Here is a 19,703-nt window from a genome sequence, read left to right as displayed (position 1 = left end):
TTTTGAGATGGATAGAAAAGTGACACAACAAGTAACGAGAGCAACCTTTGACGAAGTAATGGTTCCTAACTACGCACCTTCTGCGATTATTCCAGTGCGTGGCGAAGGCTCTCGCGTATGGGACAAAGAAGGCAAAGAATACATCGATTTTGCAGGCGGCATTGCTGTTACTGCATTGGGTCATTCCAATCCAACTCTAGTCAACGTCATGCGTGAGCAAGCTGGGCAACTTTGGCACTTATCAAATACCATGACCAATGAGCCAGCACTACGATTGGCCAAAAAGTTGACTGAAAAGACCTTCGCTGACCGCGTTTTCTTTGCAAACAGTGGCGCTGAAGCCAACGAAGCTGCTTTTAAACTCGCTCGCCGTTACGCGTTTGATAATTTTGGTCCAGAAAAAAACGAAATTATCGCCTTTTATAAGTCTTTCCACGGCCGTACATTGTTTACCGTTTCAGTAGGCGGACAAGCAAAATATAAAGAAGGCTTTGAACCTACTCCAGGTGGCATAAAGCATTGCGACTACAATGACATTGAGCAACTTAAAGCAATTATTAGCGATAAAACATGTGCCGTTGTGATGGAACCAATTCAAGGTGAAGGCGGAATTATTCCAGCCGACATTGAATTTGCCAAACAAGTACGTGAATTGTGTGATCAATACAATGCGTTATTGGTTTATGACGAAGTGCAATCCGGTGTAGGCCGTACAGGCACGCTATACGCTTACGAGCAACTTGGCGTAAAGCCTGACGTCTTAACCACTGCAAAAGCACTAGGCAATGGCTTCCCTGTAAGTGCAATGCTAGCGACAGAAAAAGCAGCAAAAAGCTTAGCATTTGGTACTCATGGTAGTACTTACGGCGGCAACCCAATGGCTTGCGCTATCGCTGAAGCGGTTATTGATATCATCGACACGCCTGAAGTATTAGGCGGTGTTGCGAAGCGTCACGATCTATTTGTTGAAGGCCTAAAAGCCATTAACGAAAAGTACCATGTCTTTAAAGACATTCGTGGCATGGGTCTTCTAATCGGTGCGGAAGTGATTGATAGCCTTGCAGGCAAAGCCGGCGAGATTGTTAAAGCATCTGCGGAAGAAGGTCTATTTGTTCTTATTGCGGGTCCAAACGTTCTACGTTTAGCGCCATCTTTGATTATCACTGAACAAGACATTGCAGATGGCCTTGCTCGACTTGATAAAGCCGTTGCAACAGTGATAGCTAACAACAAAGCTGCGTAAGCAATTAAGTACTAGGTAACATATTTAAAAATCGGACTTCGGTCCGATTTTTTATTTAATCCATACAGATAGAAATAAGTTTACTAAACGCCCCTTCTCCTCCCACTTTAACTTGCGTTAACTCTCCATTATCTACTATTAGTTGGGTCATTATACGTGATGGCATTTTCACTGCTCGCCCTTGCTCAAAAATTGCCTGCTGATAACCAAAGTGTCTATTTAAATAACAAGCAAGCGCTCCGTTCGAGCTACCTGTCGCGGATTCTTCTGGAATACCCACGGCTGGTGCGAAGTTTCGGCAACTTGCCGTATAGATAGCCTCTGGTGGGTTCATTTCAAAAACATGAAACCCAACACATTGATGCTGCTGACAGAAACGCGTTATCGCATCACTATCAACCTCAAGACAATCCAACACGCCATAGGGTACAGGAATCATCACATCAACCAACCCAGTAGATACAGCTTGAATAGGCAAACCAGATTGAGCAATAAGCTGAGGCTGAAGACCTAACATAGGGGCGATGTCTTCTGCGCTAAATTCAGCCGACCAAATTGGCAAACTTTGACTCATCAACACATCGCCATTTAATAACACCTCAACAGCTAAGATTCCCGCTTTTGTTTCCTGTTGATAACTTCCTGCCGAAATGTGCTGTAAATGGCGCAATAACCAAAATACACTTAAGGTAGCGTGACCACAAAAGTCGACTTCTACAGTTGGGGTAAAAAAAGCCAACTGGAAATCTGCTTTATCACTTTGGCTAACAAAAGCAGTTTCAGAAACACCAACTTGCTTAGCAATAGATTGCTTTTGCAGATCCGTTAGCGCATCAGCATGCAAAACCACACCGGCTAAATTTCCTCCTTGCCCTGAAATAGAAAAAGCTCGGACTAAATACACATCAACCTGTGACATATAACACTCTCATTGCTCTCATAGTGTCACTTCACCCTCAATTACCTTCAATATACAGTCACCATAATGGATTATCGTCTTTTTTGCTGATTCCTTAAGGGGTGTTTGATTGTGATTATCACTTTACTGGTTTAAGCTCCGGTAAAGCGCCATTAAACAACCCTGCGTAAATCAATGGCTTATGAATTATTCAACTAATAGAGAAACTAAACCGTGTTTCAATCCTTCTTTCCTAAACCTAAACTTTTCTTTCTGAGTTTTGCCCTGTGGGCACTTGTGTGTGTTATTAGCTGGTATGCAAAAGTCCAAGACTTAGGAGGCATCTTAAGCCTTGGCTCGCTATTTGGCGTTCATTTTCCTGTGGCGTTAGCCGAAGGTGCAGATGCCGCGGCACAAGCAGCCTTTAAGAGCGCACAAGATTCAGCACTCGATATTTGGTTATACCAATATATGGCCGTTTGTTATGCCATATTCATTGGTGGCTGGATGGCCTATGGCGGACAAAAATGGGGGAAATGGTCAGTTATAGGTTCGGGGCTGATTATTTTTATCACTTGGTTTCAGGTTCAGCTTGGCGTCATGATGAATGAGTGGTACGGCACATTTTACGACCTAATTCAAAAAGCCCTTAGCAGCCCAAATAGCATCACTATAGGCAGTTTTTACGCGCAGCTATCTACAGTATCCATCATCGTTTTTGTATCAGTAGTTGTCGCCGTTTTAAGCAATTTTTTTATCAGTCACTACGTCTTCCGATGGAGGACTTCTATGACAGATTATTACACATCAAAATGGCAACAAGTCCGTCATATCGAAGGTGCCGCACAGCGCATCCAAGAAGACACTATGCGCTTTGCATCTATATTAGAAAGCCTAGGAGTTCGCTTTCTAAATGCTGTCATGACCCTACTCGCTTTTTTACCAATATTGTGGGGGTTATCAAGCTATGTAAAAGAAATACCGTTCATAGGCGAAGTCCCACAGCCACTGGTTTTTGTCGCAATCATTTGGTCTATTTTTGGTACAGTATTACTTGCATTAGCAGGCATTAAACTTCCAGGCCTTGAGTTTAAAAACCAGCGAGTAGAAGCGGCTTACCGAAAAGAATTAGTCTATGGAGAAGATTATGAAGATCGAGCAGAACCTCTGACACTTAACGAGCTATTCGCCAACGTTCGTAAAAACTATTTTAGACTTTACGGCCATTACTTATATTTTAACGTAGTTCGCTATTCCTATATTTATATGGGCCAATTTGTACCACTAATTATACTTGCTCCATCCATCGTCGCTGGAGCCTTCACACTGGGTATTATGCAACGCATTCTTAGTGCTTTTAATCAAGTAGAAGGCTCATTCCAATTCTTAGTTAGTTCTTGGACAACCATTGTTGAACTGCTATCAATTTACAAACGTCTGAAAGCCTTTGAGGCCGTTATAAATGGTGGGGAACTACCTGAAGAAGATCTAAAGTTTGTCGAAAAAGATAACACATTCTAGCATTCACTAAATGTAGATTTTAGACATAAAAAAGCCCTGCCAGATAAAATCTAGCGGGGCTTTTTATTGTGTAACATCTTTTAAATCAATAGGATAACAACTTAAAATCAAACGTTAATATTGATATTTTGCCCTAAGTTATCCGTCGTGGTGTGTGATCCACTACTCGCAGCTGGCGTAACGTTTTTTGCGGCTTCGGCCAATAAAGCAAGATTTTGTTCCGCTTTTTGTTGCTGAGCAGCCTTGGCTAAATTAGCGCTATAGACTTCACTCGCATAATCCATCGCAGGACTGCTAACACCATTAATGCTTGGCATTCTTCCTCCTATCAATTGTGAATGGTAGATCGAAAAAAACTGATCAATGGCCAAAGTATAGCGGGTGATTGGCTAATTTACGAACACCTTTTTGTAATTTGGAAGCAAAATACAGAGTTTAGATTTTGTCATCATTAACAAAACTATCCCAATACTGACTCACCAAGTTCTGGTTATCAACTAGCATATCCTTTTGAACCACTCGACCCTGTTGCTGCAAGCTCAACCTATGAGTAAGAGACCTATAAAGAGTATAGGTATCGGTCATTTTTTCAGCCTGCTCAGCACCAATCAAGCCAACTAAAGCAGCCGCTTCTAGCTGGCGAACATTGTCGGAAAATCGCATCAGCTCAGGGTATTTACATGACCAAGCCAACACCATGTATTGCACCATGAATTCAATATCAATGATGCCACCAGCACCTTGCTTAAGATCAAAACCTTGCTCTTTGCCACCAGTATCAAGATGAGCACGCATCTTCTCACGCATCTTGATGACTTCAGCTTTAAGTTCATTGCGATCTCGCGCTGAAGCAATAATCTCTTTACGGCACTCTTCAAATTTAGCCAGTAAATTAGGTTCACCGGCCAAACCGCGTGAACGAGTCAACGCTTGATGCTCCCAAACCCAAGCTTCTTTTTGCTGATAATCTTTAAAAGCTTCTAAACTAGAAACCAACAAGCCAGAGTTACCCGAAGGACGCAAACGCATATCTACTTCGTATAAGCGACCAGCAGCAGTAAAGCTGGTAATCATGTGAATTAAACGCTGCCCGAGACGAGTATAGAAAGTGAGATTGTCGATACTTCGATCGCCGTCTGTACTTCCGTTTGCCTGTGCATCGTGAATAAATACAAGATCGAGGTCTGAATCGTAACCAAGCTCCCAACCACCTGACTTACCATAACCAATAATCGCCAGTTGTGGAGTGAAAGCAACCTCGCCTTGGCTTACTGGAAAGCCATGTTTCTTAGTCAAATATTGCCAAGATTGCTGCAACACCTGATCTAAAAGTACTTCTGCCAACCACGTTAAGTGATCACTCACTTTCATTACAGGTAGTATTTCTGTTATATCGCAGGCAGCTATACGCAAGATAATAGAACGCCTAAAGCGACGCATAGCATCCATCTGAGCTTCTTCATCGTCTTCAGGTAATCGCAGTAATATTTGCTGAAGCTCTTCCGCTAGCATGGTTTTATCTGGTGGTGAAAATAGCGTATTGGCGTCTAGCAGTTCGTCCAGCAATGCTGGCGTCGTCGAAATCGCTTCGGTAAACCACACACTTTCTCGACACAATCGAATAAGATGCGTCAGCGCTGTTTGATTTTCACACAACAATACTAAATAGGCAGTACGACGTAACACCGCTTCTAAAATAGGGAAAACACGTTCTAATACCAAATCTGGATTGGCTTCGTCTGTTAATTTAGAAATCAGAGCCGCTAAAAATACAGCAAGTCGTTCATGACCGATAGGCTGCATAAACACTACGGTGCGAGAGCTAAGCAACTGCGAAATACGTGAAATACTCGCTTCTTGATCTTGCCAAGAAATCAGCTCAATCGCGTCTTGTATGGCTTCTCGATCCTCTGGATGCTTGATCAATAAACGCCATGTTTCCTGATTTTTCACTTCTTCAGTGCTTTCGTGACCATCATCGATTAATGCCACAAAAGAACGATGTACATTTTTGCGCACTTCCCAAAGACGTTTATCCAATGCCTCCCAAGAAGGGAAACCAACAATTAATGCAATGCGCGTACGTGCCCGATCATCTTCTGGCAATAGCTGCGTTTGCTCGTCGTTCACCGCCTGCAATGCATGCTCGGTGCGACGTAAAAGTAAATACGCCTCACGCAATTGATCCATTTCTTCGACAGGCAAATAATCCTGTTGAGCAAGGTAAGGTAACACTTTTAACAAGGCTGGCGTTTGCAAGCCCTGATCTCGACCACCGTGTAATATCTGCAAAGCTTGAGCGATAAACTCAACTTCACGAATGCCACCTTCGCCCAATTTAATATTGTGCTCTATACCTTTGCGACGTACCTCTTTGGCAATCATTTGCTTAAGATCGCGCAATGCTCCTATCGCACCAAAATCGAGATATTTGCGATAAACAAAGGGCTTGCGCAAGGCTTCAAATTCTCGTACATCCAGCGCATTACCCGACATGACACGAGCCTTGATCATGGCGTAACGCTCCCAATCTCGCCCTTGATCTTGGTAATAATTTTCCAACGAATCCATGTTTAATACTAAAGCACCAGACTGACCAAACGGCCGCAAACGCATGTCGACTCTAAAAACAAAGCCATCGGCGTTGACCTGGTCTAGATGCTGAATCAGTTTTTGACCAAGCTTGGTAAAGTACTCTTGATGTGACAGACTTTTCTTTCCGCCTTGAGTATCACCATGTTCACGAAAGGCAAAAATTAAATCTATATCAGAAGACAGGTTTAGTTCGTTTCCGCCAAGTTTCCCCATACCGATCACAATCATCAACTGAGGTAAGCCCTTGCTATCCAACGCCTGACCGTACAAGGCAAGATAGTGCTGCGTTGTCCATTGAAGGCTGGCATTCACACATGCATCCGCTAACGCGCTTAAACGTGACGTCAGCTCGGTCAATGAAAGCCGCTGCTGAATGTCCAAAGCTATTAACCGTACCATCCACCACTGACGATACAAACGCAAACGTTTGATAAAACCGGCTTCATCTAATGGCTCTAGTGATTCTGTCTGGCAAGCACTCGCCTCGCATGAAAAAAATGCTTCGCCAGCCATCAAGGCTTCTTTGGACGGCTTTTCAGGTAGCTTTTTAAGCGCCAACAAATCATCTAACCAATGGGGAAAACGAGTAAATTGCTGATGTAAATAATCACTCAAGATCCACAAGGGTTCTAATATATCAATTTGCTCTTGGTTTAATGAATCAAGCCCGTGCCTTTCTCGAGCATCTTGGACATGCTCCAATAACAAGGCACGAGAAGAGGATTGTTCACAAAATATCGCGTAGTTAGGGTTCAAATGCGGAGGTGTCACAGGGCTTCCTTACAAAATCTTCTTTTTATTTTTACACAGCTTGCTGGTTTAACCATTGCCCAACTGTCAACATGGTAATGCCAATTTGAGTCATGCCTGCGAGTTTTTTCAGCAACAAGTCTTCTTCCTCTACAAGTTGTTGTTCCAATTCGCCATCTAAGCACCCTAGCGCTTGCGCTAATTCATTGGGCAAACAGGCTCTCAATTGAACCATAGAATGCCGAAGGGGCTGCATAAGTGCTTCGTCTTTCATAAAATACATTGCTTCCCAATAAACTAACCACACTTCGTACCAATATGCGGCTAATTCGAGTGGATTAGAAGTATTAACAGGCTTGTTAGGAAATTCAATCTGTCCGTATTTTAAACGCACGCCTTTTTGCGCCTTTGAAACAATACTGACCTGAACCGGGACACGCTCTGCAAGTTGCAACGCAAACTGATACAAACCCGCCTCGTCGCCCTCTTTCAGCTCCAGTTCTAACTCACAAATCGCATCCTCACCATAAGGAGAGGTTACCAAACCTTGATCGCAAACCACTTCCATTTTGGTTTCTTGAGATTTGATGTTCCAAACTTGTCTCTCAAAGTCCGTACGATAGACTTCAATCAGCTTGCTACACCAAGACATATCTTGTAATGATTCGGGCAAAGGGACGTCACTTAATAAAGACAAATCCAATTGATCGCTAGGCACAAACCACTCCCATTCACCACGAGCATGCATGCCGACGCGGTTACTGCCTCGCGTTTTTACGGTTTGAATAAACTTATTGTTAACAGCACGAATACGCAGTGCCATACCGCCTTGCATGAGATCTGCGCCTTCCGTATCAAAATACGCATTCATCAAGGCCAACGTAGGCTGACGAGATTGTTCATTAGTGTCAGAAGATGCACAAATTTCATCAAGAAAATCACTTGCGGACTTGAGATACTCTGAGTGAAGCATTAACTTTAGCTCTAGCTCGGTAGCCATAATATACGAACCTCTAAAACCTTTGCTGTTGAGCAAACAACAAAGAAAAAATAATGTGCGAGCAAGTGTACCAGATGCCTAGCTTACAGTAGTAATATTCGAAAATAACTCGGATTCAAGGAATATCCTTTATGCCCGCACTTCCCTCTCTTATCAGTATGATGTCTCAACTTATTGCCTCGCCCTCTATCAGTTGTAGTCAAGCCCATTGGGATCAGTCAAATAAAGGTGTGATTCAATTGCTTGAAAGCTGGCTTAGTTCCCAAGGCTTTCAGTGCGAAGTCATGCCATTGCCAGACCAACCTAATAAGTTCAATCTGATTGCGACACTCGGAACTGGTGATGGTGGTTTAGTGCTTTCAGGTCACACTGATACGGTTCCTTACGATAAAGGCCGTTGGAAATCAGACCCATTTAAATTGGAAGAAAGAGAGCAAAAACTTTACGGCCTTGGCAGCTGTGATATGAAAGGCTTCTTCGCCATTGTGCTCGATACCGTTCGACAAATGCAGCTATCTAACTTAAAACAGCCGCTTATCATTCTGGCGACCGCTGATGAAGAAAGCTCAATGTCTGGTGCAAGAGCCTTGGTTGAACGAGGTTCGTTAAAGGCACGATACGCTTTGATTGGTGAACCCACATCATTAACGCCCATTTATGCTCACAAAGGCATTATGATGGAACGTATCCAAGTCACTGGCCAATCAGGGCATTCTTCTAATCCCTCGCTGGGAAACAATGCACTGGATGCCATGCACGATGTAATGTCAGAATTAATGGCATTTCGTCAGCAACTTAAAGCAAACTATCGCGATGCCAGCTTTGTCATTGACTACCCAACGATGAACTTTGGCTGCATTCATGGCGGAGATAACCCAAACCGTATTTGCGGACGCTGTGAGCTGGAGTTTGATTTACGAGCACTACCAGGTATGAGCAACCAAGCATTAATGGCGGAAATTGCTCAGATATTGCCGCGTATCGAAGAAAAAACTGGCACAATAATACAACTAAATAGTTTATTTCCTGATGTTCCGTCTTTTTATACGCCAGTCGAATCGGATATCATAAAAGCCTGTGAAGCCTTAACTAATCGCCAAGCGAGTACTGTAGCATTTGCAACAGAAGGTTCTTTCCTGAATCAAATGGGTATGGAAACCTTAATTTTAGGGCCTGGCTCTATAGATCAAGCCCATCAACCAAATGAATTTATGGCGCTAGATCAAATTCAACCTATGCAAGAGGTAATTCGCGGTCTAATCGAGCGTTTTTGCCTTAAATTAAACGAGCAAAAAAATGAGGAATAGCGTGACAGAAGAATTCAATTATGTGGACTGGTTCCGCCATTCTTCCCCCTATATTAATGCCCATAGGGGAAAAACCTTTGTCATATTGATTCCAGGTGAGGCGGTAGAGTGCGCTCACTTTTCAAGCATTATTCACGACCTTGCCTTGCTGGACTCATTAGGAATTCGTCTTGTCTTAGTACAAGGCGCCCGCCCACAAATTAGTCGAGTATTAACCAATAGACATTTAACCAGCCGCGTTGAAGACGATTATCGTGTCACGCCACAAGATCAGCTACTGGATATTATCCAAGCGTCTGCGGCAGTGCGAGTCCAACTTGAAGCTCAGCTATCTATGGGACTATCGAATACCCCAATGGATGGCGCTAGATTAAAAGTATGTAGCGGGAATTATGTTATCGCCAGACCTTTAGGTGTAGTTGATGGCATAGATTATGGTCACACAGGTGAAGTTCGCCGAATCGATACCGAAGCAATTTTTCGATTACTTGAAGATGACAACATGGTGCTTTTGCCTCACCTTGGCTTTTCACCTACAGGTGAAGTATTCAACCTAAAAAGCGAAGACGTTGCCATTCAAGCAGCAATACAGCTTAAAGCCGACAAACTGGTTATTTTCTCGGAAGAAGAAGGCGTCTTCACAAGTAATGGTGAGCTCTATTCTGAGTTATTAACCAAAGACGCCGAAGCTATTCTCAAAGAGAAAACACTATCTACCATTACTCACGCGGCATTAGACGCTTGTGTCCAGGCCGTTCGTCAGGGTGTGCCGAGAGCGCATATCATTTCTTACAATGAAAATGGCGGTCTACTACAAGAACTCTTCACTCGTGAAGGTTCAGGTACCATGATAAATGAAGACAGCTATGAGCAATTGCGACCAGCCCACATTGATGATGTTGGTGGCATGATGGCATTATTAGCTCCACTGGAAGAAAAAGGTGTTTTAGTAAGACGATCTCGCGAACTTCTAGAGAACGAGATAGACCGCTTTATTGTCATAGAACGTGATGGTGCTATTGTCGCCTGCGCGGCACTTTATCCGTTTGAGCAAGAGTATTCCGGTGAATTGGCTTGTTTGGCGGTCTCGCCAGATTATAGGGGCTCTAACCGTGGTGAACGCTTACTAAAAGGCATAGAACAAGCTGCTAAGCGTCAAAACCTAACTATGCTCTTCTTATTAACCACACGAACCGCTCATTGGTTTATTGAACGAGGGTTTAGCGAAACGACATTGGCAAGTTTACCAACGCAAAAACAAGCGCTGTACAACTATCAACGTAACTCAAAAATCTTCTCAAAGCAGCTGTAATAACTATTTAGAGAGCAGCTCAAAGAACAGATAAAATTAGCGAGCCAATGATACTTTTTCATTGGCTCGCGAATCAAAAACAAGATTAATCTAACCCAGAACAATAATCATTGAACTCTACCAAGATATAAAGCTCATTATCATGCTGGATGGCTCCTTGAATACAGTCATGATCTCGATACTCCAGTCCATGGGTATCATTATTTTCAGGCAGGTCCATAACTCGTTCCACGGCTTCTACTCGAATTCCAAAATAGCCAGTAGGTAAATCCAACACAATAATATGACCTTCCTCTTCGCACTCAGCTGGATCTAAATTCAACAAATGCGTACCGTACAATACCGTTACCATATTACCGCGCACATCAATCATACCCTCAACACCTTCACGAGCACCTGGCACAGGAGCCGGAGACTGGTAACTAAGTACTTCTTTGACAGTTGAAATAGGGTGAACATAACGCTCACTTCCTAAACGAAAGCAAATCCCCTTCTCGACCACTTGCTCCACAACCCGCTCCTTAAAATAATTTGCTGTCTAAATAAAAAAATAATATAAACGTGATGTTTAAAGAAAAAAATAATTACATCTCTAATCTTTAACTTCAAGTTTAAAGCAAAAAAAAGCGACCATTCGGTCGCTTTTTCTAATTTCGTCTTTTTCAATTCCTAATGATTAATCCATTATTTTAAATGGAATAAACATTGGGTAACCCTGTCTAATGACTCGCATTGGCACAGAACGCCCACTTGGAATATCTTTGGCAATTTCACCAAACTCCGCAACACTGGTAATACGCTTGCCATTTAACATGGTGATCACATCACCTTGCTGCAAACCATTACGTGCCGCTGTACCACCAAGTACTTGCTCGATGACAACACCATTGTCAATATCAAAGTTCTTCGCCATGTCTGCAGGTACTTCTCCTACAATCATACCAAGACGGTTTTGATCCTGTTGTGATTGAGCGACTACTTTAGGATCATTTGGTCGTGCTTCTAGCATCACAGAGATGGTTTGCTCTTTACCATCTCGATACACTTTCGCATCGACTTTTTCACCGGCTTTCATTTGACCAACAATGTAAGGCAGCTCACCAGAATGTGCGATGGACTCACCATTGAATTTCAAGATGATATCACCTGATTTTAAGCCCGCCTTTTCCGCTGGAGAATCAGGTAATACACGGCTTATCAATGCACCATTTGATCTATCTAAGCCAAATGACTCAGCCAACTCATTGTTTACATCCTGAATCAACACACCCAGCCAAGCGCGAGATACTTTACCATCGCTCTTCAGTTGATCCACAACCGACATGGCAACTTTTGAAGGAATCGCAAACGACACTCCCATAAAACCACCAGAACGAGTGTAAATTTGTGAGTTAATACCAACGACTTCACCGTCTAGGTTGAACAAAGGACCACCAGAGTTACCTGGGTTGATCGCTACGTCCGTTTGGATAAATGGTACATAGTTATCAGATGGTAAGCTTCGTCCTGTTGCACTGACGATACCTGCGGTCACCGTGTAGTCAAAGCCGAATGGAGAACCTATCGCTAATACCCACTGACCCGGCTTAAGCTTATCTGAATCACCCATTTTAACGATAGGTAAGTCATCAGCTTCGATTTTAAGTAGAGCTAAATCGGTTCTAGGATCCGTGCCAACCAATTTTGCGACATACTCACGTCTATCATTAAGGCGTACATGAATAACATCCGCGCCATCAATAACGTGATTATTGGTCAATACATAACCATCATGGGAAACAATAAAACCAGATCCCAATGAACTACGCTGTCCCTGCTGTGGCGGTGCTTGTTGACCGAAAGGCTGCTGACCAAAGAAGTGTTTAAAGAACTCATTGAGTTCTTCGCTATTGGGCCCTAATTGCTGACCACCTTCGTTAGCCATTTTTGTGGTAACAGTTTGTTCCGTACTGATATTCACAACAGCGGGAGAGGCTTTTTCCACTAACTCCGTAAAGTCAGGGAGTGAAGCCGCATGAGTAAGCATCGAAGCCATCATAAAACTACTAACGACAACCATGCTAACTTGTTTAAGCAATCTGTTCATTGATTGGTCTCCTTAAGACGTACCAAATTAATTACAGTGCCAGGTGAAGAGATTTAGACGTTTACGAAGTCACAACCAAAGGAATATGATCATCGTTAAGCGATTCAATTCTTAAAATTTTCGGATAGTAATCAAGATTGTTCATTTCTTGTTTTGACTTGTTTCTTGCCAATAGCAAACCACCAGCAAAGCCCATAATAGAGAAAATAACCGCGATGCCCGATTCACCGCCCCACAAGGACGGTATAACAGCTCCGCCAACCAGACCAAGCAATGGTATCAGATACATCCAAACAGACGCCTGCAATAGCGTATCTTCAGGAATTCCGACGACAACACTCTGTCCGATTTCTACTGACAAAGGATCTATGGCTCGCATACGCATTCTATTCGAGGAAGACACTTGAGCAATAGCATGATGCCCACAACCATGACGAGCACGACAAGAAGTACAGCTGCTCGTACGTATTGTTTCTACGTCAGCAAAACCCTCTTCTATAGACAATACTCTTCCGGTCTCTTCTATCATTACTCTTGCCTTGGCATAAATACGGTCATCAGTTTTTCAATGGTAGGTTCTGGAACTTCGCCAACCATAGTCAACAAATACAATTGATCTTTTACTTTAATACTACGTTCACCAGCGATGGTCGCGCCCATATTTAAAATGGACATTGCTTTAGGCTTCATCGTCGGCTCAACAAAAATAGACACAGTCGCCATTCCATCAGATAACAGCAACATACTGGTACCGTGATTTAAAGATCTTGCTTCAGGCCAAACCAGAGAAAAACCTTCCGGTAACCAGTCGAATTGCCAAAGGTTTTTTACTCGTCTTGGCTGAGTTTCAACTACGGGTTCAGCGTAACTACCTTCTTTGGGGGCAAAATCTTTATCTTTCAAGTCTGGAGCAAAATTAACAGAGGCAAATTGAATCCGTTCCAATAACTTACCATCGGTTTTCATCATGTCATGTTTTAAAAGAAAGTGGTTTTCTTCGTCTAACCAAAATTGATGCCCATATCGATATTGATCCTTTGGAGCAAGCTTTACGGAAATAACTTTACGGCCCGCAATTCGACTCGTATGGTCACCGACGATCATATCGTAGCCTTTGATAAGTCGATCACTTTCTACATCTTTAAAGCGCTTAAAAGGCGGTACTAATGGAGCGCGCATATTCGCAACAAGTGCATTTGGATAGACAGAAATGATTTTGTCATCAATACGCAAGACTTCAATCTTATCGCCGTCTAAATCCACCAAACTTTCATATTCCACTCCGCCCATCAAATCATGACGAACACGCATACTGTTCATATTCATTGCTTCAGAGTGCACAAACACACCATCGTAACTCAGCGTAGAAAACGACTGTGTCATACTTCTTAGTAAATGCAATGCATCAGGCGTCGTGTTACTTGCTACGCTTATACCTGAAATATTAAGGCATAGTAGTGTGAAAAAAATATGTAATGGCGAAAATAATCTCATAAATTACTCTTTTACGGGATAACTAACGACTCGAGCCATAGGTATCATTCCCTGCCCAACCGTCATTGCCGCTTGCTCAGCGTGTTGTCGAAGATAATGCTGCAATCTAACGTTATCTATCTGCAAAGCATCTTTATCCAATTCAGCCAATGGAGTTACAGCCATATTGGTTGATGAAGAGCGAACCTCCGCCACTAAATTAGGAGCAGTTGCATCGGGTGTTAATAGCTCATTACCACCAAAGATCACCACAAACGCAACACTCGCAGCCACAGCAACGCTAGATAAGGCTACGCGCCACACTGGACGAGCAACCTTGTTTTCACTTGGTAAAACAAAAGGCAGTAAGTTGTTTGCGCTTTGCTCTTCTGGAAATGAAGCATCAACATCAATTCCTGCACGGATTCGTAACATCAAACTATCTTCAAGCCCAACCGCAACGAATGAATCTTTATGAAGCGCCTGTTGGATTAAATGATAAGCCTCTAGCTGACGACTTAACTCAGCACTATCTCCATCTATTAGGAGATCTAGATCTTGTTCTGTTGCTTCACCATCAAACATAGCCGACAAGCTAGAAAGCATAACTTGGGAACTGTCGTTTTCGTTGAAGCTATCGTTTTCTCGAGTACTGTCATTTTCTCGGGAGCAATCATTTTTTGGGAAACTGCCGTTTAAAGCTGTCATATTTACTCTCCTGTATCCATCAATGGACGTATGTGTTTTTCTACCGCCTCTCTAGCGCGAAAAATACGTGATCGAACTGTTCCAACAGGGCAGTCCATGATCAATGAAATATCTTCGTAACTCAGGCCATCGAATTCACGTAATGTTAATGCGCTACGCAATTCTTCCGGCAAATGTTGGATTGCATAATGAATCGCTTTTTCAAGACGATCACTGTTTAACTTTGCTTCAGGCGTGTCTATATCCGCTAAGGATTCATACACACTGAATACCTCTTCATTATCCAGCTCAACATCTGATTCTGGAGGACGACGAGAACGACTCACTAGATAATTTTTCGCTGTATTTACTGCAATACGATACAACCAAGTGTAAAAAGCACTTTCCCCACGAAAACTCCCTATCGCACGATACGCCTTAATAAAGCTATCTTGAGCTACATCCAGTACTTCACTTCTATCTTGTACATAACGTCCAATTAAACCAATGACCTTATATTGATATTTGATAACAAGCAGATCAAACGCCCGCTTGTCACCCTGCTGTACTTTCTCAACTAACGCCTGATCAGAAGACGTTTCGTGCTGCATAGGCACCTCATATAAAAACCTTATTCGTCTGCGCCCTTGCTCATTACAAGAGAAGACAACATTCAACCCAGCGAGTTCCCATCTTGCATTATCAAATCGTCTATTTAGAGGAATTACAACTCACTCTAAATAATGAAGTATGATGAATATTCAAAATGCGATCTCAGAAAGTGTTCACTATTTGTTGGCAACAATAGTAACATTAATTTTTTAGCCATAATCAGATCAATAACATGAGCCGACATTATAAACACGACATCGTCATTATTGGCGCGGGAGCCGCGGGGCTAACGCTTGCTCTTGAGCTGGCCGACAACCATCGCGTGGCAATTTTGACAAAAGCAGATATCCGTGAAGGATCCACTTTATATGCTCAGGGAGGTGTCGCTGCTGTATTATCGGATAAAGACACAGTTGATTCCCACATTAACGACACCATAGACGCAGGGGTCGAACTTGGTGATCCGGAAGCCATTCGCTTTACTGTTGAACATTCTAAAGAAAGTATTGATTGGCTAATCGATCAAGGCGTTCCTTTCACCCGTTATGGGGAAAGCGAGGAATACCATCTAACAAAAGAAGGCGGTCATAGCCACAGACGCATTATTCATAGCGCCGATGCGACAGGGTTAGCGATTTCAAAAACGCTCATTAAGAACGCAAGCAATCACCCAAATATCGAATTTTTCCCAGATCGTGTGGCCATTGATGTTGTCACCACTAAAAAACTCGGCATCGCAGGAGCAAACCGAGCGGTTGGTGTTTATGCTTTAAATCTAGACGATGATGTCATTGAAGTATTTCATGGCCGCTTTATATCATTAGCATGCGGCGGCAGCAGCAAGGTTTACCTTTATACCAGCAATCCAGATACCGCTTCTGGCGATGGTATTGCCATGGCGTGGCGGGCAGGTTGTCGAGTCGCAAATATGGAATTTAATCAATTTCACCCAACTTGTCTTTACGACGCCAAAGCCAAAACCTTTTTGATCTCAGAAGCAGTTCGTGGCGAAGGCGGTAAACTCTTATTGCCTGATGGCACTGCTTTTATGGCGAAATTTGATAAGAGAGAAGAATTAGCACCACGAGATATTGTTGCTCGTGCAATCGACCACGAGATGAAACGCCTTGGTATTCATCATGTCTTGCTGGATATTTCCCACAAAGATCCTGAGTTCATTAAAGAACACTTCCCAACGATTTATAAACGCTGTTTAGAATACGGTCATGACATGACAAAAGGCCCAATCCCTGTCGTCCCAGCCGCGCACTATACCTGTGGCGGCGTAGTTGTTAATCGCCACAGCGCAACCGATATTGATAACCTATATGCCATTGGTGAAACGGCTTATACCGGACTTCATGGGGCAAATCGTCTTGCGAGTAATTCTTTATTAGAGTGTATTGTTTTTGCTCGCTCTGCCGCTCATCACATTTCTGAAAACCACTTACAAAATAATGATGTAGCGATTCCAGATTGGGATGAAAGCAAGGTAACAAACTCTGACGAAGACGTAGTAATTACCCACAACTGGCAAGAGTTACGACGCTTTATGTGGGATTATGTCGGCATCGTAAGAACGGATAAACGTCTCCTAAGAGCCAAACATCGGGTTGATTTATTGTTGTCAGAAATCCAAGAGTTTTACGCTAACTACAAGATCTCTAATGATTTGCTCGAACTACGAAATCTAGCTGTCGTCGCCGATCTAATTATACGTTCAGCGATGTCTCGAAAAGAAAGCCGCGGTTTGCACTTCACGTTAGATTATCCAAATAAGCTAACCACCAGCACCCCGACAATACTGACACCAAAAAACACAGACTAAGCTGTGTTTTTTAATTTTTAGAACACATAAATTTTTAGAGCTAAGCTTTTGAAGAAAAACGTTTTTTAGCCTCTTCACTGCGGTGCAGCAAAATTTGCTGTGCTGCATATGAACGTAGTATTTTGTACTGATTCCCCGGCACACTATCTCGATATATCACTCGATATTTGGACCAATTTCTATCCAAAAAAGTCTGTCCTTGATCCACTTTAGCGATAAGCTGAACCCCATTGGCGCGGATGAAAAGCAGCCTTTCATAACATCCTCGATCAAATAGAAACGCGCCTTGCTCATCGATACTTATCTGTCGTGAAGGTTGGCGAAACATACGAATGAGTAGCACCAATCCACCTAAGCCAATACTCAGATAAAGCAATGCCCGCCAAAAGGCAGGCATCCAATAAATCTGCAACAGAGCAACATAAGCCACGACCACAAATAGCCAAAGCCCTATGCCGATCCATGAGCACTTAAGCTCGGTAGTTTTCAGGCTGAACACGAGACAAAATTATATTAACAATACGCATATGATCCGGATCTTCCGGCACAGAGCTTTGCATAAACCATGGAAAAAGATCTTGATCTTCACAGGTAAGCAAATTAACGAAGCGCTGTTTGTCTTCCTCTTCAAGCGTCAAATACACATCTGCTAAAAAAGGCTCTAGTAGAACATCAAGTTCCAACATGCCGCGACGACACTGCATTTTAAGGCGTTTAAAACTAATCGAATCTGTGGTTTCAGTCATGTCATTACCCTTGAAATAGAATGCCGCCATTATAGCCATTTATACAAAAAAAACGAAAACGCCTTAACATCATTAACTGATATTTATCACGTAAAACCTTATTAGACATACAGATAGCGCCAATTAAAGGACGTCAAAAGAGTATTAAATTGACTCGATTTTTATCAATAACTTAAAAATGAAACAAAATAGTACATTTATTGGCGATTTATGTATTAACAGGTCAATTATCACATGGCCTATATTAATGATCACTTGATGAGCAATTATCGAGAATTAGGTACGACTATAAAAACAAAGAAACTCCAAACTGGGGGAAACCTATGAAACGCCTTACCAAAAATACCTTAACTTATGCGGTATCTATCACAGCAGCCATGACAGCTGCTAGCGCCTTCTCTGCAACTCAAATCACAGTGGCTACTGTAAACAATGGCCACATGATCGAAATGCAAAAGCTCACACCTGAATTTGAAAAAGCCAACCCAGGCATCAAAGTTAAATGGGTAACTTTAGAAGAAGGTGTTTTACGTCAAAACGTTACACAAGACATCGCCAACAAAAGTGGTCTTTATGACGTCATGACTATTGGCATGTATGAAGCGCCTATCTGGGGTGAGCGCGGCTGGCTACAAGCAGTCGACACCAGCGGAAGCTATGATGCAAAAGACATCCTGCCATCTATTCGCGGTGGTTTGTCTTATAAAGGTACCATGTATGCAGCACCATTCTACGGTGAAAGCTCCATGGTCATGTATCGCAAAGATCTTGTGAAAGCCGCTGGCATGGAAATAAATGATCGTGACAGCTGGGAACATATTCGTGATGTAGCAGCAGCTGTAAATAATCCCGAAAAAGGCATTTATGGTATTTGCTTACGTGGCAAAGCTGGCTGGGGTGACAACATGGCATTCATGACCGCCATGGCGAACTCTTTCGGCGCTCGTTGGTTTGATGAAAACTGGAAACCTCAACTAGAAACAGCGGAATGGAAAAACGCCGTTAACTTCTATGTTGACCTGCTAAATAAATACGGACCTCCAGGCGCAAGCAGCAACAGTTTCAACGAAAACCTAGCGTTATTCAATGAAGGGAAATGCGGCATGTGGATTGACGCAACTATCGCGGCATCTTTCGTAACCGATCCTAAACAAAGTAAAGTCGCTGACAAAGTGGGCTTCGCTCAATCTCCTTATGCTGTAACAGAAAAAGGCGCGAACTGGCTTTGGTCATGGGCTCTTGGTATCCCAGCTGCGACTAAAAACGCCGACGCTGCGCAAAAATTCGTTCGTTGGGCGACGTCTAAAGAATACATCCAATTGGTTGGCGAAAAAAATGGCTGGGCTGCGGTACCAACAGGTACAAGAGCCAGCACTTATGCTAACCCAGAGTTCCAAAAAGCGGCAGTATTTGCTGATGCGGAATTAAAAGCCATCAATTCAGCTGATCCAACTGACAGTACGCTAAAACCGTCTCCTTATGTAGGTGTTCAGTTTGCTGCTATCCCTGAGTTCCAAGCAATTGGTACGACTACTGGGCAAATGATCTCAGGCGCATTGTCTGGCTCTATGACAGTCGATCAAGCTTTGAAATCTGCAAACACTTCTGCAGATCGTCAAATGCGTCAAGCGGGTTATTACTAACC

Annotated in this window: 18 protein-coding genes; 6 read left to right on the top strand and 12 right to left on the bottom strand. The window is 42.9% G+C overall.

The genetic code is table 11. The annotated features are described in order from the left end of the window. Window positions 1–7: 7 nt before the first annotated feature. Window positions 8–1,243 (top strand): aspartate aminotransferase family protein, encoded by a 1,236-nt coding sequence (locus tag TY87_RS02940; RefSeq protein WP_100185931.1) that lies wholly within the window; start codon window positions 8–10, stop codon window positions 1,241–1,243. A 55-nt stretch (window positions 1,244–1,298) separates the two neighbouring features. On the opposite strand, the gene TY87_RS02935 is transcribed toward TY87_RS02940, so the two are convergent. Further along, window positions 1,299–2,162 carry a PhzF family phenazine biosynthesis protein gene (locus TY87_RS02935; protein WP_100185930.1) on the bottom strand — a complete coding sequence of 288 codons (864 nt, stop codon included), beginning with the start codon at window positions 2,160–2,162 and terminating at the stop codon, window positions 1,299–1,301. Between the two features lie 213 nt (window positions 2,163–2,375). On the opposite strand from TY87_RS02935, the gene sbmA reads away from it, so the two are divergent. After that, window positions 2,376–3,662, top strand: coding sequence for a peptide antibiotic transporter SbmA (sbmA, locus tag TY87_RS02930; protein WP_100185929.1), 1,287 nt, complete (start codon window positions 2,376–2,378; stop codon window positions 3,660–3,662). Window positions 3,663–3,769: 107 nt separating this feature from the next. Here sbmA and TY87_RS02925 read toward each other — a convergent pair whose 3' ends face one another. The 3 genes from TY87_RS02925 to TY87_RS02915 form a co-directional block, all read right to left on the bottom strand. Next, window positions 3,770–3,979, bottom strand: coding sequence for a hypothetical protein (locus tag TY87_RS02925; protein WP_072839518.1), 210 nt, complete (start codon window positions 3,977–3,979; stop codon window positions 3,770–3,772). Between the two features lie 118 nt (window positions 3,980–4,097). After that, window positions 4,098–7,028 (bottom strand): bifunctional [glutamate--ammonia ligase]-adenylyl-L-tyrosine phosphorylase/[glutamate--ammonia-ligase] adenylyltransferase, encoded by a 2,931-nt coding sequence (gene glnE, locus TY87_RS02920; protein ID WP_100185928.1) that lies wholly within the window; start codon window positions 7,026–7,028, stop codon window positions 4,098–4,100. Between the two features lie 31 nt (window positions 7,029–7,059). Next, window positions 7,060–8,007, bottom strand: a complete 948-nt coding sequence (locus tag TY87_RS02915) for a CYTH domain-containing protein (protein ID WP_100185927.1) — start codon at window positions 8,005–8,007, stop codon at window positions 7,060–7,062. A gap of 131 nt (window positions 8,008–8,138) precedes the next feature. Here TY87_RS02915 and argE point away from each other — a divergent pair, with 131 nt between their 5' ends. Then, entirely contained in the window at window positions 8,139–9,314 is a 1,176-nt protein-coding gene (gene argE, locus TY87_RS02910) for an acetylornithine deacetylase (protein ID WP_100185926.1), read from the top strand. Continuing rightward, complete coding sequence (gene argA / locus TY87_RS02905) at window positions 9,304–10,626, top strand: amino-acid N-acetyltransferase (RefSeq protein WP_072839514.1); 1,323 nt, start codon at window positions 9,304–9,306, stop codon at window positions 10,624–10,626. Before argE ends, argA begins: the two co-directional genes overlap by 11 nt. Window positions 10,627–10,711: 85 nt before the next feature. Here the strand turns inward: argA and TY87_RS02900 are convergent, their stop codons facing one another. The 6 genes from TY87_RS02900 to rpoE form a co-directional block, all read right to left on the bottom strand. Further along, the gene (locus tag TY87_RS02900) at window positions 10,712–11,137 is read right to left on the bottom strand and encodes a chemotaxis protein CheW (RefSeq protein WP_100185925.1); all 426 of its coding nucleotides are present in this window, start codon (window positions 11,135–11,137) and stop codon (window positions 10,712–10,714) included. Window positions 11,138–11,302: 165 nt separating this feature from the next. Further along, window positions 11,303–12,712, bottom strand: coding sequence for a DegQ family serine endoprotease (locus TY87_RS02895; RefSeq protein WP_100185924.1), 1,410 nt, complete (start codon window positions 12,710–12,712; stop codon window positions 11,303–11,305). A 61-nt stretch (window positions 12,713–12,773) separates the two neighbouring features. After that, a complete protein-coding gene (locus TY87_RS02890) occupies window positions 12,774–13,241 on the bottom strand; it encodes a SoxR reducing system RseC family protein (RefSeq protein WP_100185923.1) in 468 nt (155 codons plus the stop codon). After that, window positions 13,241–14,206 carry a MucB/RseB C-terminal domain-containing protein gene (locus tag TY87_RS02885; protein WP_100185922.1) on the bottom strand — a complete coding sequence of 322 codons (966 nt, stop codon included), beginning with the start codon at window positions 14,204–14,206 and terminating at the stop codon, window positions 13,241–13,243. Before TY87_RS02885 ends, TY87_RS02890 begins: the two co-directional genes overlap by 1 nt. A 3-nt stretch (window positions 14,207–14,209) precedes the next feature. Beyond that, on the bottom strand, window positions 14,210–14,893 hold the full coding sequence (locus tag TY87_RS02880; protein ID WP_100185921.1) for a sigma-E factor negative regulatory protein: 684 nt from the start codon (window positions 14,891–14,893) through the stop codon (window positions 14,210–14,212). A gap of 2 nt (window positions 14,894–14,895) precedes the next feature. Continuing rightward, window positions 14,896–15,483 (bottom strand): RNA polymerase sigma factor RpoE, encoded by a 588-nt coding sequence (gene rpoE, locus TY87_RS02875; RefSeq protein WP_048813931.1) that lies wholly within the window; start codon window positions 15,481–15,483, stop codon window positions 14,896–14,898. Window positions 15,484–15,716: 233 nt separating this feature from the next. On the opposite strand from rpoE, the gene nadB reads away from it, so the two are divergent. Then, the gene (gene nadB, locus TY87_RS02870) at window positions 15,717–17,312 is read left to right on the top strand and encodes an L-aspartate oxidase (protein WP_100185920.1); all 1,596 of its coding nucleotides are present in this window, start codon (window positions 15,717–15,719) and stop codon (window positions 17,310–17,312) included. A 40-nt stretch (window positions 17,313–17,352) separates the two neighbouring features. Here the strand turns inward: nadB and TY87_RS02865 are convergent, their stop codons facing one another. Further along, window positions 17,353–17,811, bottom strand: a complete 459-nt coding sequence (locus TY87_RS02865; protein ID WP_157789864.1) for a hypothetical protein — start codon at window positions 17,809–17,811, stop codon at window positions 17,353–17,355. Beyond that, window positions 17,783–18,058, bottom strand: coding sequence for an FAD assembly factor SdhE (locus TY87_RS02860; RefSeq protein ID WP_072839689.1), 276 nt, complete (start codon window positions 18,056–18,058; stop codon window positions 17,783–17,785). Before TY87_RS02860 ends, TY87_RS02865 begins: the two co-directional genes overlap by 29 nt. 323 nt (window positions 18,059–18,381) lie before the next feature. Here TY87_RS02860 and TY87_RS02855 point away from each other — a divergent pair, with 323 nt between their 5' ends. Continuing rightward, window positions 18,382–19,701, top strand: a complete 1,320-nt coding sequence (locus tag TY87_RS02855; protein ID WP_072839506.1) for an ABC transporter substrate-binding protein — start codon at window positions 18,382–18,384, stop codon at window positions 19,699–19,701. Window positions 19,702–19,703 lie beyond the last annotated feature (2 nt).

The organism is Marinomonas sp. BSi20584, from assembly GCF_002792415.1.
Taxonomy (GTDB): domain Bacteria; phylum Pseudomonadota; class Gammaproteobacteria; order Pseudomonadales; family Marinomonadaceae; genus Marinomonas; species Marinomonas polaris.
The sequence above is the reverse complement of the archived record's forward strand: the minus strand, read 5'-3'. Positions and strand labels throughout refer to the sequence as shown.